Source organism: Candidatus Nitrosopumilus sp. bin_6a (genome assembly GCF_054095695.1).
The window spans coordinates 14,820-38,790 of sequence record NZ_JBSWSR010000009.1 but is presented as its reverse complement, the minus strand read 5'-3'; the positions used below and the strand labels follow the sequence as shown (position 1 = coordinate 38,790).

Here is a 23,971-nt window from a genome sequence, read left to right as displayed (position 1 = left end):
TAATCAATCAACAAAAAATTTTCCCAAATCATTATTTTCTCTCATTAATTCAAGCCAATCTACTTGTTCATTCCCTTCATTTTGTGAAATTGCTAGCATTACCTGTTTTACTACTTCTGGAATGGATTTTCCTGTGACATTTACCTCAAACACTTTTTCTTGAAATTTAGCAATTGCATCATGCGCAATAATGCCTAGAATCTCACTACCTGTATTCTCTTTGCATTTTTTATCTGAATATTCTCTGTTTTTGTAAACTGACATTAAATCATAGGGGCTTCTTCTTAAAACAATCATGATTTTTATCTGATTTTTTCTTAAAACATATGGTGCCAAATGTCCTACAATGATATTTTTTTCAGAAATTTTTTGTTTTAGGATTTTTTCTAATTCTTCAACATCGATATCATTTACATCTTCATTTTTTTCAAATAATCCTGAATCTTTTGCAACTGTATTGATGTCTATTACAGGTAATTTTGTTTTCTTGGCAATTTCTTGTGTAATTGTGTGTTTTCCAACTCCTGGATTCCCTGTGATTACAATTGACATGCTTTGAAAGTCTAATTCGCAGATTAAATGATTTCTGCAATACTAATAAGTAGAATTGAGTTTTGCACAATATTGCAAATTGGTTTACTTGGAAAGGCAAATGTAGGAAAATCCACATTCTTTTCAGCGGCAACTGAAACTCCTGTAGCATCAGGAAACTTTCCCTTTACTACAATTGAACCAAATATTGGAGTGGCATATGTAAAAGCAGATTGTGCATGCAAACATTTTGGAATTAAACATGACAATGAATTATGTGTAAGTGGGACTAGATTTATTCCGGTGAAACTCATTGATGTTGCAGGATTAGTTCCTGGTGCACATGAAGGAAAAGGTTTAGGCAACCAATTCCTAGATGATGCAAGACAAGCTGAGGTTTTAATTCATGTTGTTGACATAGCAGGAACTACTGATATTCAAGGTCAACCTGTTCCAGCTGGAACACATGATCCGTTAGAAGACGTTGCTTTTGTTCAAGATGAATTTGATCAATGGTTTGCAGATATTTTGAAAAGAGAATGGGACAAGATAACTCGTGAAATAGATCAAAAACGAGCAAAGCTTACTGATGGTATTGCAAAAAGATTTTCTGGTTTGGGAATTAAAGATTTTCAAGTTCAAGAAATTCTCAAAAAATTAGGATTTGTGACAAAAAATCCAAAAGAATGGAATGATGATGACATTGAAATTTTTGTTAAAGAGTTAAGAAAAAGTACAAAACCCATGATCATAGCAGCAAACAAAGCAGATCTTTGTCATGATCTTGAAATCATTAAAAAAATCCCTGACATTGTTATTCCCTGTAGTGCTGAAACTGAATTACTTTTACGAAAGGCATCCAAAGCTGGAATTGTAAATTATTCTTCTGGCAATGAAGGTTTTACACTAGTTGAAGGAAAAGAAATTCCTCCACAACAACAAAAAGCACTTGAATTAGTAAAATCAGTTTTTTCAAAAATTCCTTCAACTGGAATTCAAAAAATATTAAACACTGCAGTTTTTGATTCTCTGAAATTTATTGTGGTTTACCCTGTTGAGGATGAAACAAAGCTTACCAACAAAGATGGAATCATACTACCTGATACAAAATTAGTTCCTCAAGATTCGACTGCAAAAGATCTAGCCGAATTAATTCATGCTGATATTGCAAAAGGATTTCTACATGCAATAGATTGTAAGACGAAACAAAGGATTAGCGGAGATCAAAAACTAAAAAATGGCGATGTTATCAAAATTGTATCAACATTAAGTCGTGGTTAGTATGTTAGGTCTTGGAATTGAAAGCACAGCTCATACATTTTCTTGTGCAATTATCGAAAAAACTGGAAAAAAAGGAAAAATTTTATCAGATATTAGAAAAATTTATCGTCCTGATGAGGGAGAAGGAATTCATCCTCGTGAGGCATCTCGTCATCACATTGAAAATAGTTCTCTAGTTTTATCTGATTGTCTTAAAGAGGCAAATATTTCAATTAAAGATCTGGACATTGTTTCATATGCTGCAGGTCCAGGATTAGGCCCATGTTTACGTGTGGGAGCAGTAGTTGCACGTTCATTAGCATCCTTTTACAAAATTCCGATATATCCTGTTAATCACGCAATTGGACATATTGAATTAGGGAAATTGTTAACTGGTGCAACTAACCCGTTGGTACTTTTGGTTTCAGGAGGCCATACTATGCTTTTGGCATTTCTAAATAAGCAATGGAGGGTGTTTGGTGAAACTTTGGATATTACTTTAGGTCAGTTGCTTGATCAGTTTGGTCGATCAATTGGATTTGCATCTCCATGTGGAAAAAATATTGAAGAATTAGCAAATTTATCTTCAAACTATGTGTTGTTGCCTTACTCTGTAAAAGGAAATGATGTATCTTTTTCTGGATTATTATCTGCAACTAAATCTGTTGCAACAAAAAACAAAGAAGATGCATGTTATTCTCTTCAAGAAACTGCATTTGCAATGATTAGTGAAGCAGTAGAGCGTGCCTTGTCATTTACAAGAAAAAAAGAATTGATGATAGTAGGAGGAGTTGCAGCAAACAAACGGCTATCTGCAATGCTAAAAGATGTGTGCAAAAGACATGGTTGTAAATTTTTTGTAGTGCCATTGCAATATGCAGGAGATTGTGGAAGTCAAATATGTTGGACTGGACTACTAGAATCTCAAGTTAAACAAGGCGTTGCATTAAAAGATACATTTGTAACTCAATCATGGCGATTAGATTCTGTTAAAGTAGATTATTGATTCTTATTTTCATCAATTGCTTGATCAATGCTTTTAACCCAACTTTTGGTATTAAAAACTCCAAACTTGAAAGTCTGTTCTCCCTTCTCTGTTTTTGCCACAAAACAGACTTTTTTCATTAACAATCCTTCTTTCCATGTTTTAATTACATTGTCTAATGAAATATCTAAAACAGTCTCTCCAAAATGTTTTGAAAAATCCATCACTCTTGCATTTGTTTTATCAAATGCCAATCTTTTGTTAGTTAATGTAAGAATTCCTGCACCTAGTTTATCTTCACTACAATCTTCTTGCTTGATTCTTTTTTCTCCTTTATCCATGATTAATTTTTATTGAATTCTTCTGGATATAATGTTAATGAAACTAGTCAAAAAAGGAGCCGAGGCAGATTTGTATCAAACTAAATGGCATGATTCTAATGCAATATTAAAAATTAGAAAAATCAAAAAGTATAGAAATCCTTCACTTGACTCAAAGATTCGTAAACAAAGAACAATTAAAGAATCACAAACATTATCTCTTGTTAAATCATATGGAATTCCTACACCGCTTGTTTATTTTGTAAATTTAGATGATGCTTCTATTATGCTGCAAGAAATTCCTGGAAAACCTGTTCATGATTTATCTGAATCAAAAATCATTGAATTATCAAAAGATATAGGAAAATTAGTTGGAATTTTACACAAAAATGGAATCATGCATGGGGATTTGACAACTTCGAATTTTATTTTATTTAAAAAAACTATATTTGTAATTGATTTTGGATTATCTCAAATCACAATAAAACCTGAGGACCATGCAGTTGATTTGAGATTAATTAAAGAGATTCTTAATAGTGCTCATGCAAGAATCATGCTTTCATCATGGAAAAATTTCCTTAATGGGTACAAATCAATAGTTGGTCAAGCATATTATTCCAAAATTACTAAACTTGTTTCAGATATTGAGAGTCGTGGTAGATATGCGCAAGTCGTTTGATCTTTTTTTTGTTTCTTCAAACAGTCACAAATATCATGAGGCAAAAAAAATTTTAGATTTGTTTGGAATCAGTTTGGGTTTTTTGAAATCTGATCTAAAAGAAATCCAATCAAATTCACTACATGAAATTGCACTTGCCAAAGCAAGAGATGCTTTTTCTAAATTCAAAAAACCTATTCTGATTGAAGATGATGGTTTATTCATTGATTCAATTGGAGGTTTTCCTGGTCCATACTCATCATATGTTTTCAAAACTATTGGAAATAAAGGAATTCTAGAACTCGTAAAAAATAATCGCAATGCAAAATTTATTTCACTCATAAGTTATTGTGATAAAAATTTTTTAGAGTCTTTTGATGGAAAACTAAATGGGAAAATTTCTAAATCTCAAAAAGGAAAAGGTTGGGGATATGATCCTATCTTCATTCCAAATAATTTAAAGAAAACATTTGCTGAACTTGAAAATAAAAATGAATTGTCTCATAGATACAAAGCATTAAAGAAATTTTCTAAATGGTATTTGAATAAGTAGGGATGTAACGATCAATAAATCGTTCATTATTTTGTAATATGGAGATTCTTGAAACAATACTTTCATCCATCACTGAAAACATTTTACTTTGATTTGCTATTCCTTCACTAAATTTCTTTACCTCTTCCATTTCTAACATGTTGGCATGCTCTAATCTGTTAGTTGAACGTCCAATATGCATATATGATTTAATTTCAATAAAATGTGGGCTTGCTTTTTCAAACATTTTTGTGAATAGTGAGATATTTTCTTTTTGATCATTATAGTCTCTAATCAAAGTAATTCTTAACACTGTTCGTGTATTCAAATCTTTTAACATGTCAAGTGTTCTATTCCACCTTTCCCAAGAGTCATTATATTTTGGCTTGTTAATTTTCATAAATGATTCATAATCTGCAGCATTTGTAGACAGATACAACTGTGTTGGTAATGCATTCTCATCTTGTAATTTTTGAATCATGTCTGGTTCTTGACCATTTGTTACAAGAAAAATTGATTTTGTTGCTTCAAGTGAATTAAGATACTTGATTAGTTCTGGAAGTTTTGGATACATTGTTGGTTCACCAGAAAGTGAAATTGCATAATGGCTAGGTAATAACGATTCATCTAATCTTTGTTTATCATTTCTTGAATCTCCATAATATCCATTGATTAATTTTTTTCTTTCAGCCATTAATTTTGTTAAAATTTCTTTAGGTTCTGCAACATGTTCTGGTTCCATTTTCATTGAATCATAAAATTCCATTGGCCTCCAACAATACACACATCTATTTTCACAATGCATTCCAGCTGGTGAAAATTCCATACATCTATGGGTTGAAATTCCATAAAACTTGTGTTTATAACAACTGCCCTCATGTTTGAATGATTTTTTTGTCCAATGGCAGAGTTCTACTGTAGAATGATCAGATACACCGTACTTTGCTTTTTTTAATTGATCAGATATTGCAGGCTTGATCTGAATTAAACGATCTTCTTCTTCAACTGTCTCTCCAGAACAACTCATCAGTTCAGATCGTGTTCTGGTTTACTTAAATTAATCGAGTTTTTTGTCTAACATGCAAACTTTTCTGAAATCTCTTGATTTTTTGATACATTCCAGAGTGAGGTTTAATAACTGGATCCTCGACGTATTTTTAGGCTTTGAAAAAAATACACTCTCTGTCATTCTTATTGCTACTTCTAGCTACATTGACTAGTATGCCAGTTAGCCCTGTTTTTGCTGCTGATGACTTGGATGATGATGGTGTTGATGATTCTTTAGATGCATGTCCTAATTTACAGGAAGATTATGAAGGAGCAGTTGATGGATGTCCTTCCAATTTTGTACCATGGTATGATGAGGATTATGATGGAATAGAGGATCATATTGATCAATGCCCTAATCTTAAAGAACATTACAATCAATTCCAAGATGAAGATGGTTGTCCTGATACTCTTCCAGGAACTGGACCCGGAGGTGCACCAGATTCTGATGGCGATGGATTTATTGATTTAGTTGATAATTGTCCAAACCAGCCAGAAACTTTCAACGGTGTTTTAGATAGAGACGGTTGTCCTGATACTTATGGTGCAGGTGATAGAGATTTGGATGGAGTTCCAGACTTTGCAGATGAATGTCCACTAAGTGCTGAAACTTATAATAGATTCCAAGATTTGGATGGTTGTCCTGATTCAATTAATGATTTAAGTTTTATAGATTCTGATAATGATGGCATTCAAGATAAAATTGATTTGTGTATGAATGAACCAGAAGTGTATAATGGTTACAGAGATACTGATGGTTGTCCAGATGTTGCATTAGATACTTCATTTAACGATAAAGATGGTGATGGTATAGCTGACAAATTTGATATTTGTCCAAACCAGCCAGAAACTTTCAATAGATTTGCAGATTATGACGGCTGTCCTGATTCGCTTCCATCTTTTGCAGGTATATTAAATGATGCAGATGGCGATAGAATTATGGATGTTGATGATGTATGTCCATTAGATCCAGAAAGATACAATGGCTTCCAAGATGAAGATGGTTGTCCAGATATTCCTCCTTATTCAAGTGATGTTGATTCTGATCTGGATGGAATTCCAAACAGTATTGATCAATGTCCTAATGTAAAAGAAACTTACAATAGATTTCAAGATTTAGACGGTTGTCCTGACTTTGTAGGTTCTGATAAAGGGATTCCTGATTCTGACGGTGATGGAATAAATGATTATGCTGACTTGTGTCCAAACCAGCCAGAAACTTTCAACGGTGTATTTGATAGAGATGGCTGTCCTGATACTACTTCTACATCTGATAGAGACTCAGACGGTATTCCAGATAATCTAGATGAATGCCCTCTTGCTAAAGAGACTTACAATGGCATAAATGATCATGATGGCTGCCCCGATAGTGTTTCTGGATTATTTGGATTTGATTATGATGGTGACGGAATTGCTGATTTAGAAGATAAATGTCCGCTTGTTGCTGAAACAAAAAATGGTTATCTTGATCAAGACGGTTGTCCAGATGTTGCTGTATTAGATTCTGATGGTGATGGTATTAGAGACTCTTTAGATCAATGTCCTTCTACTTCAGAAACATGGAATCGTTATCAAGATCATGACGGTTGTCCAGATAATCCAACTGGTGCTGATTCTGACTATGATGGTATTTTAGATTCTGTAGATGAATGTCCTCTTGATAGAGAAAGATACAATGGCTTCCAAGATGAAGATGGTTGTCCAGATTACCCTGATTTTATCACTAGTTTAGATACGGACTTTGATGGTATTGTAGATGATTTAGATGATTGCCCATTAGTTCCTGAAACTTACAATAAATTCCAAGATTTAGACGGTTGCCCTGATAATGTAGCAGATAACAAAGGTGCCCCAGATTCTGATGGTGATGGAATTAACGATTACAATGATCACTGTCCAAACCAACCAGAAACATATAATGGAATTTTAGATCGAGATGGTTGTCCAGATAATTACATCTTAAAGAATGATAGAGATATGGATGGTATTCCAGATGGAATTGATGCATGTCCAACTGCTAAAGAGACTTATAATAAATTCCAAGATGATGACGGCTGTCCAGACTCAGTTACAAAGTCATTCGTAGTAGATTCTGATAATGATGGTATTCCAGATGTTAGTGATGATTGTCCACTAGTTGCTGAAAATTATAATGGCTTCCAAGATGATGACGGCTGTCCAGATACTGATAACACACAACCTGATTCTGACGGTGATGGCGTTCCAGATGTAATGGATATGTGTCCTCAACAAGATGAAGTTTGGAACAAATATGTTGATTATGACGGCTGTCCAGATGTATTGCCTACTGGAAATATTAGAGTTGATAGTGATGAAGATGGAATAATCGATGAGATTGATTCATGTCCAAATCTTAAAGAATCTTGGAACAAGTATCAAGATGATGACGGTTGTCCTGATATTGCACCAGAACAATCAAGATACAAACATGATGCTGATTTAGATAATATAATTAACGAAAATGACATGTGTCCTCTAGAACCTGAGGATTATGATGGTGATAGAGATACTGATGGATGTCCTGATCTTTAGGAGTATCTAAGAATGAAAAAACAATATCTTTTAGGCTTTTTGCTTTTACTTACATCTACAATTGGCATGATGCCAAGTAGTGTTTTTGCTAATGAAGCAATTGATTCTGACGGTGACGGAGTTCCAAACAATCTAGATCAATGTCCTAATCTTCTAGAAGACTATGATCCACAATATGGTAATAACATTGACGGTTGTCCAGCAGACTTTGTTCCATGGTATGATGTTGATTATGACGGTATTGAAGATCATATTGATAATTGTCCTACTGTAAAAGAGACTTACAACAAATTCCAAGATGAAGACGGTTGTCCAGATTTATCTCCTGATGGTACAAAAGGCATTGCAGATTCTGACGGCGATGGTTATCCTGATTTCATGGATAACTGCCCAAATCGTGCAGAAACGTTCAATGGCGTTGATGACAAAGACGGTTGCCCTGATAATATTATGACTTTAAAAGACTCTGATCGAGATGGTATTTCTGATACTCTTGATGCATGTCCATTAGAACCTGAAACTTACAACAGATATCTAGACACAGACGGTTGTCCTGATACTGTTGATTCTATCGACTCTCAATACACATTCCCAGACACTGACGGTGATGGAATTGAGGATAGATGGGATTCATGTATTGATGAACCTGAAAATTACAATAACTATCTAGACACAGATGGTTGCCCTGATGTACCTGGTGTTACTTCATTAGAAGCTCCAGATGCTGATTATGATGGAATTCCTGATTCAGTTGATAACTGTCCATTAGATCGTGAAAATTACAATAAATTCCAAGACGAAGACGGTTGCCCTGATGAAATTGAATACATGATTTCTGGTGATATTGACGGTGACGGTATTGCAGATCACAATGACTCTTGCCCATTCAGCCCTGAAACTTACAATAAATTCCAAGATTTGGATGGCTGTCCTGATTATATTGCAGATAATAAATTTGCATTTGACACTGACGGTGATGGAATAATAGATAACATTGATCGATGTCCAAACCAATCAGAAACATACAATGGAATTTTAGACAAAGATGGCTGTCCTGATAATTATATTTTAAGCAATGATTCTGATCGAGATGGTATTTCTGATACTCTTGATGCATGTCCATTAGAACCTGAAACTTACAACAGATATCTAGACACAGACGGTTGTCCTGATACTGTTGATTCTATCGACTCTCAATACACATTCCCAGACACTGACGGTGATGGAATTGAGGATAGATGGGATTCATGTATTGATGAACCTGAAAATTACAATAACTATCTAGACACAGACGGCTGTCCAGATGTTCCTGGTACAACTGCTGGTAACATGTTTGATGCTGATTATGATGGCATTGCAGATCATCTAGATCAATGTCCAACATTAGCAGAAAGATACAATGGTTTCCAAGATGAAGACGGCTGTCCAGACGGCATTGATTATCTATCCGTTGGTGATTCTGACGGTGACGGAATTTATGATGATATAGATCAATGCCCTCTTGCTAAAGAAACTTACAACAGATATCTAGACACAGACGGCTGTCCAGATTATATTGCTGACAATAAATCCACCGCAGACTCTGACGGTGACGGAATTCCAGATGTTTTAGATTTATGTCCAACTCAACCTGAAACATACAATGGATTTGAAGACACAGACGGCTGTCCTGACAAGCAATTGTCTAAACTTGATTCTGATCAAGATGGAATTCCAGATATATATGATACATGTCCATTAGAACCTGAAACTTACAACAGATATCTAGACACAGACGGCTGTCCTGACAGCGTTGATTCTATCACCCCTCAATACACATTCCCAGACACTGACGGTGATGGAATTGAGGATAGATGGGATTCATGTATTGATGAACCTGAAAATTACAATAACTATCTAGACACAGACGGCTGTCCAGATGTTCCTGGAGCAGAATCTACCACGCCTACATCAACAGATTCTGATGGTGATGGTTATCCTGACGCACTTGATTCATGTCCAACTAGCCCTGAAACTTGGAATAAATACTTGGATTGGGATGGTTGCCCTGATACTGCTCCAGAACAACAAAGATTTGTCCATGATGATGATTTAGATGACATCATAAATGATGAAGATTTGTGTCCTCTTGATCCTGAAGATTATGATGGTGACAGAGATTTAGATGGATGCCCAGATCCATAATCTTATTTGTTCACTATTTTTAGAGAACCACTTCAACGTGAGACTTAATAAATACTTGATAATAGCGGAATCATAGAATGAAAAAACAATATCTTTTAGGCTTTTTGCTTTTACTTACATCTACAATTGGCATGATGCCAAGTAGTGTTTTTGCTAATGAAACAATTGATTCTGACGGTGACGGAGTTCCAAACAATCTAGATTTTTGTCCCCATCTTCTAGAAGACTATGATCCACAATACGGTAACAACATTGACGGTTGTCCAGCAGACTTTGTTCCATGGTATGATGTTGATTACGATGGAATTCAAGATCATATTGATAATTGTCCTACTGTAAAAGAGACTTACAACAAATTCCAAGATGAAGACGGCTGTCCAGATTTATCTCCTGATGGTACAAAAGGCATTGCAGATTCTGATGGCGATGGTTATCCCGATTTTATGGATAACTGCCCAAATCGTGCAGAAACGTTCAATGGTGTTGATGACAAAGACGGTTGCCCTGATGATACATCAAGCTTGAGAGACTCGGATCGAGATGGCATCTCTGATACTCTTGACGCATGTCCATTAGAACCTGAAACTTACAACAGATATCTAGACACAGACGGCTGTCCTGACAGCGTTGATTCTATCACCCCTCAATACACATTCCCAGACACTGACGGTGATGGAATAGATGATAGATGGGATGCATGTTTAAACGAACCTGAAAATTATAACGGATATTTAGACTGGGACGGCTGTATAGATGTTCTTGGTTCAGATTCTAATGGTTTAATTGATTCTGATCATGATAGCATTCTTGATTCAGTTGATAACTGTCCATTAGATCGTGAAAATTTCAACAAATTCCAAGATGAAGATGGCTGTCCAGATGAAATTGAATATGTGATATCAGGAGACACTGATGGTGATGGAATTTTAAATCAATATGATGTTTGTCCATATAATAAAGAAACCTACAATTTTTACTTAGATGAAGACGGTTGTCCGGATTCTATTGTAAACAATAAATCAACTTATGATTCTGACGGTGATGGACTTGTAGATAATCTAGATCATTGTCCAAACCAACCGGAAACTTTCAATGGTGTTTTAGACACTGACGGCTGTCCTGACAACTTTAGTTCAACACTTGATTCTGACATGGATGGAATTCTAAATATTTCTGATGCATGTCCTCTAGAACCTGAAACATACAATTTTTACAAAGATGGTGATGGTTGTCCAGACTCTATAGACTCAATTACCTCATCGTATCTATTTCCAGACGTTGACGGTGATGGAATAGATGATAGATGGGATGCATGCTTGGATGAAAAAGAAAACTATAATGGTTATTTGGATAAAGACGGCTGTCCTGATGTACCTGGATTTTCACAATCTGCATTGTCTGATCTTGATTATGATGGAATCCCCGATATTTCTGATGCGTGTCCAACAATTAGAGAGAGATTTAATCAATTCCAAGATGAAGACGGCTGTCCAGATTCAGTAGATTATGATTCATTTGGAGACTCTGATTTTGACGGTATAAATGATAACATAGATCAATGTCCTAATATTAAAGAGACTTACAACAGATATCTAGACACAGACGGCTGTCCAGATTCAATTCCTGATAATAAACTTGCATTTGATTCTGACGGTGATGGTATTATAGATAATCTAGATTATTGTCCAAACCAACCAGAAACATACAATGGATTTGAAGACACAGACGGCTGTCCAGACAAACAATCCTCTAAACTTGATTCTGATCAAGACGGCATTCCAGATTCAATTGATGCATGTCCATTAGAACCTGAAACTTATAATTTCTATCTAGACACAGACGGCTGCCCTGATTCAACCGGCTCTGTTGGACCATCATATAGTTTCCCAGACGTTGATGGTGATGGAATAGATGATAGATGGGATACATGTCTTGATGAACAAGAGAACTTTAATGGTTATTTGGATTGGGACGGCTGTCCAGATGTATTAGCAGCAGCATCTACAACTCCAACAAGAATTGACTCTGATGATGATGGATACTATGATGCAATTGATTCATGTCCAACCAGTCCTGAAACTTGGAATAAATACAATGATCATGACGGCTGTCCTGATACTGCTCCAGAACAACAGAGATTTGTCCATGATGATGATTTAGATGACATCATAAATGATGAAGATTTGTGTCCTCTTGATCCTGAAGATTATGATGGTGACAGAGACACAGACGGCTGCCCTGATAATTAAATAGAATTTTTTACAAAACCCTTTGTATGATAAATATATTCAATCTGTAAAGTTCAGATATGCTTCCAAAATTTTCTAGTAAGGCATTTTTAGCTCCTATGGCAGGAGTAAGTGATCCTGCTCTTCGTTTACAATGTAAAAAAATGGGAGCTGGTTTAGTAGTTACAGAATTTACAAATATTCATAGTATCGTTGCAAAAGAAAGTCAACTTAAAGAAAGAATGAAAACTATACAAGAGTTTATTGAGTATTCTGATGAAGAACGCCCTCTTTCAATTCAATTATTTGGTTCTGATCTTCCTACTTTAGGAAAAGCAGCAAAGATTGTAGAACCTTTTTTTGATATAATTGATTATAACATGGGATGTCCTGCACCTCATATCACACAGCAAATGGCAGGAGGAGCATTGTTACAAGAAGTCAATTTGACACAACAAATTTTTAGAACATTGGTAAGTGCTGTAAAAAAACCTGTAACACTAAAAATTCGTTCTGGAGTTACTGATGCTAGTAAATTCCTTTTTAGAGAAATCGCTGAAATTGCTGAAGATGAAGGAATCCAAATGATCACCCTACATCCAAGAACTGTTAGTCAGGGTTATTCTGGAACAGCTGATTGGAATATGATAAAAGAACTAAAAGAAATTTCTTCAATTCCAATTGTTGGAAATGGAGATATTACTAGCCCTGAGGATGCTAAAAACATGATTGATAATACTAATTGTGATTATGTAATGATTGGAAGAGGAGCTATGGGCAATCCATTTTTATTTGAACAAATTAATGATTATTTGAAAACAAATTCCTACAACGAATATTCTTTCAAAGATAGATTGGATTCTTTTTTTGATTATTTGCATCTAACTAGTAGATATAAAATAAAATTTGCAAATATCAAGGGTCAAGCCATGAGGTTTACTAAAGGTATGAAAGGTGGTTCTAAATTACGCTCTAAAATCACTCTTTCAAAAAATATTGAAGATCTAGAAAAAATTATGAGTAATGCATACGTTTCATCTTAGAAATCTTTTGATTTATTCTAAATTCCTTTACATTTGTTTGTGAAATCCTTCTATTTCATGTTGAATTTTTAAGTAAATCGGACTATTCTTATATATTTCAAAAGAACATTTTAGGTATGAAAATAGGAGCTAAATCATAATTGGCAACAGCTTATGTACTCATAAACTGTGAGCTAGGTTCTGAAGAAACAGTGATTTCAGAACTAAAATCGATTGAAGGTATTGTTGAAGTACATGGAACCTTTGGTGCATACGATATTTTGGCTAAAGTAGAATCAAGTCAAGTTGAAGCACTAAGAGAAACTATTACTTGGAAGATACGAAAAATTCCAAAAATTAGATCAACACTAACGTTGATGGGAATTGAAGGCCAACAATAATTCTTCAAAATCCTTTGCTTTTATACTCAAATTGTAATACTATTCCATCCCTTCAAAAATATGTCCCCCAAAGGGATAACACCCCTGAGAGGAGTAGTTACCCTCTCAGCAGATAATACCTCCACAAATTGTATGTTATTTGATAAAAGAAAATGATTAGAGGGCTTCAGAACCACTCTTTTTAGTTGCGATATTCATGACGTTATCCACATTGGATACTACAATAATTCCATCTCCTCCTTTTCCTGTAAAAGCTGCATTAGCAATTGCTGAGGAAATTTTCTCTACGTCTGAGTCATCTACAACTGTACTTACAATTGCAACATGATTATATTCAGCAGTAATGGTGCCTGTTCCTCTACCAGATCTCATTTCTTGTCTGGCACCTGAACCTCTACCCTTTCCCTCCATGATGGAGAATCCTCCGACAATGCCTGTAATTGCCTCAGTCACTGCACCGATTTTGGTTGCTTGAATAGTTGCATCAATTCGTTTCATTTCCATTCTTTTTTCGTATTGTTTAAAAAAGATCATATGTTTTTATCCAAATTTTATGATACTATATTTTCTGGTTGGTTATGTCATTATCCTCTGACCTTTTTAGTGCCAAAGAAAAATAAAATCATGAAAAGTGATGAAAAAAGGTCTCATAGACTCAATTATCTCTTAAAATATTACTTGACAAATCCTAAAGAAACCGATCTTTATCTTAGAGCAAAACAAATGGGAGTGACAGATTCAACAGCCAAGGATTACATCAGAACTGTCATAATTCAAGCCCAAAAAATCTATTCAAAGTAGCTTTTTGACATATATTCATAAATAATCAATTCTAGAGAAAATTAACATGACAGATCCAATATTGGATGATGTAAAAGATCTCTTGGATAAGGATTTTGGAGATGACCGAATTCTAAAGCAGATTTACAGGGCTTGTGAAAATAATGAAGTAATTAGTAATTATGAAAGAAATTATGTAAGAAAATTAGCTGAAAAACATCTGGGAAAAAAACCGGAATTTATTCAAAAACCTCATGTTGAAGAAAAACACGTTCCAGATGTTGCATTATCTGAAATAAAACCATTACAACAAACTCAATCACTTCAAACTATCCCAAAAATCTCTCATTCTAAACCAAAAAACAAAAAAATCATTTTTGGAATAGGTAGTTTTGCTTTAGTAGTAGTTATTGCTGTAACAATAGCTTTTAGTGGTATCGCAGATGTTACCACCAAAATTGATACTGGCACAAATAATACTCCAACTTCACTATCTGTACAAACTGATTTAAAATCATACAACAAAAAAGATTTGATTTCAATTAGCGGTGTATCTGACACAACTGGAAATGTAAATCTTACAATAGAAAACCAAAACAATGAACTTGTATGGGCAGAACAAGTTTCACTAAAAAGCAATGGGAAATTTTCTACTTTAGCAATAGCTGGAGGCCCTGGATGGGAAAATTCTGGAACTTATACAATCAAAGTGGATAATGGTAAGGAAATAATCTCGAGCACATTCTCATTTATTGCTTAATTTATTCAAATTCTTTCCAATGTAAATCCACTAAATCTCGTAATTTTTCTACACTAACTTCATGCATATATTCACGATAAACAATGAATTTGTTTTGTTTTGCTGTATCATCTCCATAAATGTCAGTAGTGTTTTTTGGTATTGCACCTGATTTCCACTGATTCATCTCAAAAATCCATATTGTCGAATCTGGATTAGAAAAATCGATATCATCACATCCAACTACATAAAGATAACATTTTGTTGTCATGTTTAATTTCTCATGCAGTTTTTCATATGCAATCATTTGGCCTTTTGCGATGTTAATTTTATCATTATGAAATCCCTTGAATTCTAATATGATAAAACCACCTTTATGTTCAATAAGCCAGTCAATATCCGTTCCTCCTGAGGCTATCATCCCATGTACAATTAAATCTCCTAAGACCTCTCTTCCACGCGTAAACTCTACCTCATCAAAAATTTGATATTTCCCCTTTGCACTTTTTCGAATAATTTGCTTAGATGTTTGTTCTGATTTAACAGGATTTTCTTTTTGATATAAAGTATCAATCAAATCACTTGTTTCATTAGGCAATATTTTTTTAATTTTTAACTGGGTGATAAGAGATTTTGTAAAATTTAATAAAGTTTTGTCATCTTTCTGATCTATCTGCAAAAAAATTCATTTCCAGTTCCTTTGTACAACACAAAAAATTCATTCTGATTCTTTCGATCTTTTTTTGCATTTAAAGCATCTTGATACATTTCAAAATGTTCAATTATATACAATTGGTTTCCTGATTCTGCAAAATAGTCTATTCCAACCAAAGCAAAACCCTTCTCTGGAGTTAATCTGATTTTTTCTTCCTCAAAAATATCTTTAGCCAATTTTTGAAACAGTTAATCATTGATCATAAATCATTAGATTTTTTTCTTCTAATAATGCATGTAAATTATGAACAGAACGATAAACATCTGATTCTTTTTTAGCTCCAGTACAAACTAATTTTCCTGATGCAAATAATAGTATCACTGTTTTTGGATCCAGCATTCTATGAATTAGTCCTGGAAATTGTTCTGGCTCATACATACTTCTAGGTAATGTTCTAGCAGCTTTTTCTAAATGAATTTTTCCACCTAAGTTAATTGCTGCAACAATATTTTGTACCGTGATGACTGCATCTTTTTTAATTTTGATTTTACCTTTTCTTAATTTCTGAACTACTGTATTGACAGCTTTTATTGCCATCTCTTCGGATTTAGCTCCAGTACAAACCATCTTCCCTGTTCTAAAGATAAGTGTGGCAGTTCGAGGATTAGTTAATCTAAATACAAGGCCTGGAAATTGTTCAGGATGATATTCTGTGTCTGGAAATTTTTCAGTAATTTCAATCAAATCTATTTTCTGATCTACTGATGCTGATGCGACAACATTTTCTACACTAACAATTGGTTTTGTTTGTGGCATAATGAGGTACTTTAAATATGAGCTTTATATATACTAGTCAAATTTTTTGAGATTTTCAGTTCCTCAATGATGTCCAATCCACTGATAACGATATTCTTCATCTATTATTTCTGAAACTATTTTTTTGTTTTTGATCTTTGTTTTTGGAATATCTATTTCAAAAAAACCTAATTGACCTTTCCACGGTATTGGAATTCTTAATGGTTTTGCATTTTTTAACATGAATCCAAAAGTTTTGTTTTGAAATTTTTTTGATGCAAAATGAAATCTTTCATCTGATTTTATTTCTTTTACTGAATCATATTTTTTTACATCATAAAGTTGTGCTTTTCCAATTATTGCACCTGTAACAAATTTCTTTTTGATTTTTAATCTTTTAGCATCTTCTATTCTTATTTTTAATGGAGAATGAATTAAAAATTCTCCACGAAAATTTGTATTCCATCTTCTTAATTCAATAGTCTTTTTCCCAGATATGATTAGATCAGCAAATGGTTGAGAAACAGAAAGACATTTCAAGACACTATTCAGTTGCAGCTTTGATAAATTCCCCTGGGTTTTTACCTCTTCCTTCAGGTAAATTAGTTATTCCGCCATTCAAACTTTCAGTTACTATGCCTTTGCTAGCAAGTACTTGAGCCGTCATTAATGACGTATTTCCTGCCATGCAAATTAATAGTGATTTGCCCTTAGAGCCATCTAGATCTTTACTAAGCTCCTCTGGAATTTGCTGTGTTGACAATAATTGATTAATGGTACTTGCCTTTGGTATTGTGATTTTTTCTTTATTTACGCCTAATGATTTTGCAATCATTTCAATTCCTTCCTCTTTTGGAGTATATTGTGTATGTACCCAAATTATTTTATCATAATCTTGAACACTGGATGCTGCATCTTCCAATGAAACTTGAATACGTTGGTTAGATGATGCTGCTTCTAGATTTTTTCTGTATTTTTCTATACCGTCAGCAACCACAACCACAAATTTTCCTTTTTCTCCTTCACTTAGCATTTCTAATATTGAGTATAGAGCAAGTGCTGTACTTTCACCAATATTATGACCTTTATCTACAAAGAATTTTAGTAAATGTTTTGCCTGTCCAAAATCAACTTCATGCTCAGCAAAATATGCTTCTGGATTATACAACTTTAATCCATCTGCTTTAGCTTTTGTTCTAATTCCTGCAACATCTTGACCTGGAGATGGAAATACTACATGTACGGCTTTTTTTCCATATTTTTCATTCATGTACTTACTCAGTCCTCCAGATGTGCCACCTGTTCCAAATGAACAAATTATCCTATAGTCTTCTAACGAATCCCCTTTTTCTTGTAACTGCTGATCAATTTCTACAGCTGTTATTGTTCTATGAGCCTCAATGTTTAATTGATTATCATATTGTTCTGGACAAAAGCAATCATAAATCTTTGCAAGCAGTTTTGCTAAATTGATAATGTCTTGTGCTGCCAATAATGTTTCAACTTCTGAAATTGAGTTATCATAATTTGTTGGATCAAAACCTAATTCGATTAATTGAGAACGAATGTTTGCTGCAGTTGCTTTTGCAACCAGTGCATCAGCATCACTATCTTTCATTCCTGGAGCAGGACAAATATCCATATCCAAATCCATTATACGAATATTCTCGTTTCTTAATTCCTTAAAGACCCCTTCTTGTAATTTTCTTGAAACAAGAGACACAACGGTCAATCCAAGTTTTGACATCTGTCCCAGAGCAATTCCGAAATTTCCTGATGTTGCCTCAATAATTGTTTGACCGCTTTTCAACTTTCCAGTTTTAATTGCATCGTGCATTATGTGAATTGCTGGTCTGATTTTGATTGAACCTGATACTAAATCCGCATCAAATTTTCCATATACTTTCAAGTCCAAGTCTGAAATATCTAACTTGTAAAGCTTTTTTGCACATTCTTTAAGATCACTGGTTAGATCAATTAGCGGTGTTGCATTGACCACTTTGCCGTTTTCTAAATGTGGGATTCTACTCCAAATTTCTCGTTCAAATTTTTCAAGTAATGGTTTATCAAAATTATTTTCTGACATATCTTTTAACTAGATGGCCTTGATTTTTTACTTCATATAAAATATCCTGATAGTAAAATCAAAAATTTACCCATCTAAAATGCTAATTACCTTGTTTGGAATATCATTTAGTCTACTGACTGCCATGGTTTTTTCATAACCCAAATGTTTTAGATTATTTGCAATTGTTGTTGCCCTTACAGTATTTGGGCCTAATCCTAAAGCAACCATGCGAATTCCCAATCCCTTGAATGATTTAGTCATATTTCTTACTGCATCTGGATCTGATGGTTCACCATCAGTCAATGTCAAAAAAATATCTGGTCTTTTTGACTGTAAAATTGGAAATATTTTATCATAGACTTCAGCCAATGGGGTGGAGCCATTGGCAACGATTTGTGCCAATCTTTTTGCAGTAATACTATTCCATTTGACATTTTCTGGTTTTATTGACCAGCATACCATTGCTCTATTTTCAGTGCTAAATGCATAAACTGCAAATTTTACTTTGAGAAAAGATAATACTTCACAAAGTGCTAAGGTGGCCTTTTTGTACTCAATTGCATCTGATGCAATACTAGAAGAATGATCTAACAGTATCACAATTTTTGTTTTAATTGATTTTTTGATATCTGTAAAAAATGGATCATTCCCTTCAATGTAGTTTTCTCCATCAAACTCATCTCCAGATCTTAGATGTTGTTCTTTCCATCCTGATTTCCATTCTTTAAATTTCATCTTTAATCCGTTAATCAATCTCAAATCATAGATTGCTGTTTCATCGATATTTTTTGTTGATGGAATTTGAATTCCTACTGTTTCTGTGGACAATCCTCTGTTTTCTGTTTTTTTATTTTCATCTAGTAATACTTTGTATTCATCATACACATCATCACCTCTAACTATTGAATCTGGATCTGTAATTTCAAAATCTCCTTTATTTTTTGAAATTATTTTTAGAACTTTTAGTAATTCATCTTCAGATAATGCCATTCCAGCTTTCATAAATGGCAAAGATACTGGAATTGTTAGAAGAGAATCAATATCTAATATCTTTATTATTTCTGTGACTTTTTTTTCAATCCAATCAGTGCCTTGTTTATCCTTAATTGCCTTGTTGAGAATTTCTTTAGCTAACATTGATGCTTTTTTTATTTTTTCAAAATTGCTTGATTGAATCTCTCCTTTTATTGCACCAAACATAAAATATTGGTAAAATGCCTCTACTATCCTTGCTTTTCCATATACTGTATTTAATTGAGGTCTTGCAACTAACATGTATGTGTAGTTGAAAATAATTTCATCATCCATGCCCTTCCAAACCTTTCTTCCCAACTGTTCCACTCTTTGGGTTTCCATCGCGTTTAGAATAAATCCAAATGCATGATCATTACTGAGAATTTTTTTGCAATATTTTATTCTCATTGCTTCATACCATAATGACGTTCTAAATTGTCGATATTTTTGAAAATCATTACCTATTCTTTTTTCTAAGGGTGTTAAGATTACTTTGTTTTCTTTTAGTCTTGTTTTAGTTTCTGTCTTGTCTGAAATTTCTACTATGATATTGTCTTTTTCAGACCATCGTCTAACAAGAAATGTTGCTATTTCAACTAAAGAATCGTTTTGAAGTTGAATTGCTTGCATTTAATTTCCAAACATTGACGTTATAATGTCACTGACTTTTTGATATTCTATATTTCCCCATTGTGTGTAGACATTTCCAAAAACAATGTCTGCAACTTCTTTTGGCGACATTCCTTTGTCTAGTAATTTTCCAAAGGCAATGGTTTCTCTTAAGCTAGGTGAATAAAATAGTTCTTCAACTGCAGCAGCTTGCCTTAATGTATTTGCGAGTTTAATTGCTTGAATTATTTCTGATTCATAATTTCCTGAAACATGTTTTTTAATAATTTCTAATTCTATATTTTCTGGAGGATACTCTAATCTGATTCGTACTGGAAATCTGCTGAGTAATTGAGGTGGTAATTCTTTTGTTCCGCTATGTGTCAATGGATTAATTGTTGCAACCACAAACCAACTGTCTTTTGCTTTAATTACTTCCCCTGTTGATTCCTTTAATGCAATCTGACGTCTATCATCTAGTGCTTCATCTAGTCTAAGTAAAACATCTGCTTCTGCTGAATTTATCTCATCGAGGTAAAGCATATCTCCACTTTTCATTGATTTGATCAATATTCCTTCGTCAAAGCTTACTGTTCCATCTGTCAGCGTCTTTGTCCCCACCAGATGGCTTTCTCTAGTTCTGAGACTGAAATTGATAGATTCCAAGTTTACCTTCTTGTTTTTAGCAAAATCTCTAACTAGAGATGTCTTTCCTGTTCCTTTAGGCCCTATAATGAGTACAAAAAGACCTGCTTCATACGCTTTGTCTAAAATATGGTTTGAATTATTCCAATCAAGATATTGCACTTCTTCCAAAGTATGTTTTCATTGATTTACACAATATTTAATATTAGATCTTAGAATCAAATGCTTCTATTTTTGCAAAAGCCTCATCAAGTTTCTGATGTAATGTTTTGTTCCATTCGTCAAATCCTGAAGGATCTTTTGGATAGTTGTTGTAATGATCTACTAACCATTGATTTTGTTTGGATGTATATCTGAGTCCGTCTGCAACTGTTTTGTTCATCGCACCTCTGATAATCATTCCAATTTTTCCTAATCCTGAAAAGTCTGGATGTTCTCCTTTACTAATTGCCTCGACATCCATATTTCCTAAAAAGTGCTTCATACCATAACTAATTTGTTCATTTGACATTTGTTGTACAAGTCTTCTAAAAAGTTCAAGACCTGCGGTTTTGTATCCGTATTCTTTGATATAATCTAAATTGTATTGCCATAATCCTGCTTCAGAAACATCGTTTGCTTCTAATGCTTGTGCAACGTTATTTCCTAGGATTGTACCTGCAATCAAAGCTGGTCCAATTCCTCCAGCGTCAATTGGTTTTGGCATCCATGCGGAATCTCCGACCATCATATATCCGCCAGACACCATGCAATCGTTTTGTCTTCTAACTGAAACTTGAAAGACTCCTGAATTATTGTTAATATCCTCTGGGTCTTCAGATAATTTTGCATTTTTAATTGCAACATTTCTATGAAGATATTCTTTCATGAGTGATTCTACATTGTCTTTTTTACCTAATCTCTTGTTTCTTTTATCTAAAAGAGATTTTTCAACTCCCAAACCTATGTTTACTTTGGTTTCTCCTTTTGGAAACACCCATCCATAACCCCCTGGGGCAATGTCTTGATCTAAATGTATTATACAATAATCTGGATCAAATTCTGAAAGATCTTTTTGTCCTGGCTCAAAATGCATGATGTATCTTCCAGTTGATTCTAAATCTCGTCTATCAATTCTCTTTTCAACTTTGGTAGAGTTTTGCAATCCATTTCTAAGCATGGATGTAACTCCTGTAGCATCAATTACAATTTTTGATGTTTTCTTAAATGGTTGCTTTGTTTTGTTATCTACTCCTTGAATTCCAACTACCTGCTGTCCTTCATAAATCAGGCCTGTAAGATTAATTTCAAATTTAAACTCAATTCCCATTTTTCTACATCTTTCATTTTGAATCTCTGGTAGTTTTTGACGATTTAACATGTAACCTGAACCATCAAATGGAATTGCAGTTTCCTTGTCTGGCGAGAATGCCATGACTCCTTTTACATCATGTTCAATTTCAGGTCTAGTCCATTCTACTTTGATTCTTTTTGACATAAAATCAACTGCTTCTTTGGAGCATGCATCTCCACATACCCATCCAGCTAGTGATTTTCGACCTGGTAAAAATTCTGTATTTCTATCAACAACTAGAATTTTCAGATTTTGCTTTGAATAATGAGAAATAGCTTGTGCTGTAATTGTACCTGCAAGACCGCCTCCTGCAACTATTACATCATAATCTGACACGATATTCCGGTTTGTCTATCCGTATTTAAAATAATACCATGAAATATGGTGGAAAAATCCATTATCAAAACCATTGATCGATAAAAGGGGTCGGTTCGTCGCGGCGTCTTCAAAGCTTTCGCTCAGACTGGAGCGGCTGTTATTTCCTCATTCCCAAATTGTATAGTTCTTTTATTACTATTTAATCTAGTTGGCAATTTGAAAAATTTCTGTAAATGTTTTGACAGTATCTTTTTTGTTGTATATTGGCGTATGTATTTTCAATTGTATAGTGTCTTTTTCTCTAACTGCTAGATTTCCTTTGATTAATTCTTGTTTATCTAGTCTCATATGAAATCTGGAATCTATTGTCCTTTCTTCAATTTCATCAATTAACTCATTTACTTGCTCTTTGGATAATGATTCAAGTAATTTATTCATGAAATTTTGAGCCTGTTTTTTCACAATTTTTGCCTTCAACAAAGTTATTGGATTTTCATAATGTCCTTCTGTTTCTTCTATTGTGAAATCTTCTCTTCTAACATCTAAAGTATCTTCAAAAGATTGAAAAATTTTTGATATATCTTCTGTTGCATGAACAATCACATCAATTGATATCTCAATCTTATGTGCCATTATTGTAAAAGAATAACTCTTGATTATGCTTCGAGTAATTTTGTTTCTTTATCTGCAGTTCTAACGAGTTTCACTTTCTCTAGACCTACGTGTCTTACTCTGATTACTTTCTTGAATGCTGCCATGATATCTGAATTGATTTTACTATAACATGTTGCTTGAACAAATTGATCTATTGTCATTTCTGGAATTGTTTTATTGATTACATCTCTTGCAATTAATCTCAAAGCATGTTGTCTAGATGTGTTAAGTTGTCTGTGTGTTAAAGCAAGTAGCTTGATTCTAAAGATGTATCCATCTTTTGTTTTGATATCTGCAATAAAATTAATTTTAGATGAACCACGTCTAACTAAACTACGCAAAAATTCTTTTGAATATTCATATCTTTTGAAAATTGTTGATGCTTTGTCCCCTTCAACTTTATCAATTTGGAAATAAATTTTGTATTGATGTTGTGATGGGTCTCCTTTTAGAATATCATATAGTGTAACCTCTAAAACTCTGCCTACTGCATTCTCATCGTCTGTTATTGGAACATAAGCAATAGGAACATTGTTGAATGAATCTGGTGCATGTACTGTAACCCAGCGTTTTTCTCGCCACTTGTCCTTTACTCGACCTTTTCTACGTGCCAATTATTAACGACCTTTGAACCCAAAAT

25 protein-coding genes are annotated in these 23,971 nt (G+C 33.8%); 11 read left to right on the top strand and 14 right to left on the bottom strand.

Annotated features, from left to right (window positions below; translation table 11 throughout):
• Positions 1-3: 3 nt before the first annotated feature.
• Positions 4-552 (bottom strand): adenylate kinase family protein, encoded by a 549-nt coding sequence (locus tag ACW9XA_RS09330; protein ID WP_457764050.1) that lies wholly within the window; start codon positions 550-552, stop codon positions 4-6.
• 72 nt (positions 553-624) lie between these two features.
• Here ACW9XA_RS09330 and ACW9XA_RS09325 point away from each other — a divergent pair, with 72 nt between their 5' ends.
• Both ACW9XA_RS09325 and kae1 read left to right on the top strand, forming a co-directional pair.
• Positions 625-1,812 (top strand): redox-regulated ATPase YchF, encoded by a 1,188-nt coding sequence (locus ACW9XA_RS09325; RefSeq protein WP_457764049.1) that lies wholly within the window; start codon positions 625-627, stop codon positions 1,810-1,812.
• Position 1,813: 1 nt separating this feature from the next.
• Positions 1,814-2,797, top strand: a complete 984-nt coding sequence (gene kae1 / locus ACW9XA_RS09320; RefSeq protein ID WP_457764048.1) for a KEOPS complex N(6)-L-threonylcarbamoyladenine synthase Kae1 — start codon at positions 1,814-1,816, stop codon at positions 2,795-2,797.
• On the opposite strand, the gene ACW9XA_RS09315 is transcribed toward kae1, so the two are convergent.
• The gene (locus ACW9XA_RS09315) at positions 2,791-3,117 is read right to left on the bottom strand and encodes a hypothetical protein (protein WP_457764047.1); all 327 of its coding nucleotides are present in this window, start codon (positions 3,115-3,117) and stop codon (positions 2,791-2,793) included. The two genes, kae1 and ACW9XA_RS09315, sit on opposite strands and share 7 nt — an antisense overlap.
• A gap of 37 nt (positions 3,118-3,154) precedes the next feature.
• On the opposite strand from ACW9XA_RS09315, the gene ACW9XA_RS09310 reads away from it, so the two are divergent.
• Positions 3,155-3,775 carry a KEOPS complex kinase/ATPase Bud32 gene (locus ACW9XA_RS09310; protein WP_457764046.1) on the top strand — a complete coding sequence of 207 codons (621 nt, stop codon included), beginning with the start codon at positions 3,155-3,157 and terminating at the stop codon, positions 3,773-3,775.
• On the top strand, positions 3,759-4,307 hold the full coding sequence (gene rdgB, locus ACW9XA_RS09305) for an RdgB/HAM1 family non-canonical purine NTP pyrophosphatase (RefSeq protein ID WP_457764045.1): 549 nt from the start codon (positions 3,759-3,761) through the stop codon (positions 4,305-4,307). Before ACW9XA_RS09310 ends, rdgB begins: the two co-directional genes overlap by 17 nt.
• On the opposite strand, the gene twy1 is transcribed toward rdgB, so the two are convergent.
• On the bottom strand, positions 4,285-5,313 hold the full coding sequence (gene twy1, locus ACW9XA_RS09300) for a 4-demethylwyosine synthase TYW1 (protein WP_457764044.1): 1,029 nt from the start codon (positions 5,311-5,313) through the stop codon (positions 4,285-4,287). The genes rdgB and twy1 overlap by 23 nt on opposite strands.
• Positions 5,314-5,507: 194 nt before the next feature.
• Here twy1 and ACW9XA_RS09295 point away from each other — a divergent pair, with 194 nt between their 5' ends.
• The 5 genes from ACW9XA_RS09295 to ACW9XA_RS09275 all read left to right on the top strand — a co-directional run bounded on the left by ACW9XA_RS09295 (position 5,508) and on the right by ACW9XA_RS09275 (position 13,721).
• The gene (locus tag ACW9XA_RS09295; RefSeq protein WP_457764043.1) at positions 5,508-7,886 is read left to right on the top strand and encodes a thrombospondin type 3 repeat-containing protein; all 2,379 of its coding nucleotides are present in this window, start codon (positions 5,508-5,510) and stop codon (positions 7,884-7,886) included.
• Between the two features lie 12 nt (positions 7,887-7,898).
• Entirely contained in the window at positions 7,899-10,070 is a 2,172-nt protein-coding gene (locus tag ACW9XA_RS09290; RefSeq protein WP_457764042.1) for a thrombospondin type 3 repeat-containing protein, read from the top strand.
• 77 nt (positions 10,071-10,147) lie between these two features.
• Entirely contained in the window at positions 10,148-12,319 is a 2,172-nt protein-coding gene (locus ACW9XA_RS09285) for a thrombospondin type 3 repeat-containing protein (protein ID WP_457764041.1), read from the top strand.
• Positions 12,320-12,378: 59 nt separating this feature from the next.
• Positions 12,379-13,341: a tRNA dihydrouridine synthase DusB gene (gene dusB / locus ACW9XA_RS09280; protein WP_457764040.1), complete on the top strand. Its 963-nt coding sequence runs from the start codon at positions 12,379-12,381 to the stop codon at positions 13,339-13,341.
• Between the two features lie 140 nt (positions 13,342-13,481).
• Positions 13,482-13,721 carry an Lrp/AsnC family transcriptional regulator gene (locus tag ACW9XA_RS09275; protein WP_457764039.1) on the top strand — a complete coding sequence of 80 codons (240 nt, stop codon included), beginning with the start codon at positions 13,482-13,484 and terminating at the stop codon, positions 13,719-13,721.
• 156 nt (positions 13,722-13,877) lie between these two features.
• On the opposite strand, the gene ACW9XA_RS09270 is transcribed toward ACW9XA_RS09275, so the two are convergent.
• Positions 13,878-14,225, bottom strand: coding sequence for a P-II family nitrogen regulator (locus ACW9XA_RS09270; protein WP_457764101.1), 348 nt, complete (start codon positions 14,223-14,225; stop codon positions 13,878-13,880).
• A 30-nt stretch (positions 14,226-14,255) separates the two neighbouring features.
• Between ACW9XA_RS09270 and ACW9XA_RS09265 the strand changes: the two genes are divergently transcribed.
• Positions 14,256-14,522, top strand: a complete 267-nt coding sequence (locus ACW9XA_RS09265) for a hypothetical protein (protein WP_457764038.1) — start codon at positions 14,256-14,258, stop codon at positions 14,520-14,522.
• A gap of 46 nt (positions 14,523-14,568) precedes the next feature.
• Entirely contained in the window at positions 14,569-15,261 is a 693-nt protein-coding gene (locus tag ACW9XA_RS09260; protein ID WP_457764037.1) for a hypothetical protein, read from the top strand.
• Position 15,262: 1 nt separating this feature from the next.
• Here the strand turns inward: ACW9XA_RS09260 and ACW9XA_RS09255 are convergent, their stop codons facing one another.
• The 10 genes from ACW9XA_RS09255 to ACW9XA_RS09210 all read right to left on the bottom strand — a co-directional run bounded on the left by ACW9XA_RS09255 (position 15,263) and on the right by ACW9XA_RS09210 (position 23,945).
• Complete coding sequence (locus ACW9XA_RS09255; protein WP_457764100.1) at positions 15,263-15,838, bottom strand: hypothetical protein; 576 nt, start codon at positions 15,836-15,838, stop codon at positions 15,263-15,265.
• A gap of 71 nt (positions 15,839-15,909) precedes the next feature.
• On the bottom strand, positions 15,910-16,131 hold the full coding sequence (locus ACW9XA_RS09250) for a hypothetical protein (RefSeq protein WP_457764036.1): 222 nt from the start codon (positions 16,129-16,131) through the stop codon (positions 15,910-15,912).
• Positions 16,132-16,147: 16 nt separating this feature from the next.
• Positions 16,148-16,711, bottom strand: coding sequence for a TATA-box-binding protein (locus ACW9XA_RS09245; RefSeq protein ID WP_300325570.1), 564 nt, complete (start codon positions 16,709-16,711; stop codon positions 16,148-16,150).
• Positions 16,712-16,774: 63 nt separating this feature from the next.
• The gene (locus ACW9XA_RS09240; RefSeq protein WP_457764035.1) at positions 16,775-17,230 is read right to left on the bottom strand and encodes an ASCH domain-containing protein; all 456 of its coding nucleotides are present in this window, start codon (positions 17,228-17,230) and stop codon (positions 16,775-16,777) included.
• A gap of 4 nt (positions 17,231-17,234) precedes the next feature.
• The gene (locus ACW9XA_RS09235) at positions 17,235-18,776 is read right to left on the bottom strand and encodes a pyridoxal-phosphate dependent enzyme (protein WP_457764034.1); all 1,542 of its coding nucleotides are present in this window, start codon (positions 18,774-18,776) and stop codon (positions 17,235-17,237) included.
• 66 nt (positions 18,777-18,842) lie between these two features.
• Positions 18,843-20,402, bottom strand: a complete 1,560-nt coding sequence (locus tag ACW9XA_RS09230) for a VWA domain-containing protein (RefSeq protein ID WP_457764033.1) — start codon at positions 20,400-20,402, stop codon at positions 18,843-18,845.
• Positions 20,403-21,188, bottom strand: coding sequence for an AAA family ATPase (locus ACW9XA_RS09225; RefSeq protein ID WP_300325623.1), 786 nt, complete (start codon positions 21,186-21,188; stop codon positions 20,403-20,405).
• 43 nt (positions 21,189-21,231) lie between these two features.
• On the bottom strand, positions 21,232-22,695 hold the full coding sequence (locus tag ACW9XA_RS09220; RefSeq protein ID WP_457764032.1) for an NAD(P)/FAD-dependent oxidoreductase: 1,464 nt from the start codon (positions 22,693-22,695) through the stop codon (positions 21,232-21,234).
• A gap of 186 nt (positions 22,696-22,881) precedes the next feature.
• Positions 22,882-23,310: an RNA-binding domain-containing protein gene (locus ACW9XA_RS09215; RefSeq protein ID WP_457764031.1), complete on the bottom strand. Its 429-nt coding sequence runs from the start codon at positions 23,308-23,310 to the stop codon at positions 22,882-22,884.
• Between the two features lie 23 nt (positions 23,311-23,333).
• A complete protein-coding gene (locus ACW9XA_RS09210; protein WP_457764030.1) occupies positions 23,334-23,945 on the bottom strand; it encodes a 30S ribosomal protein S3ae in 612 nt (203 codons plus the stop codon).
• Positions 23,946-23,971: the final 26 nt, after the last annotated feature.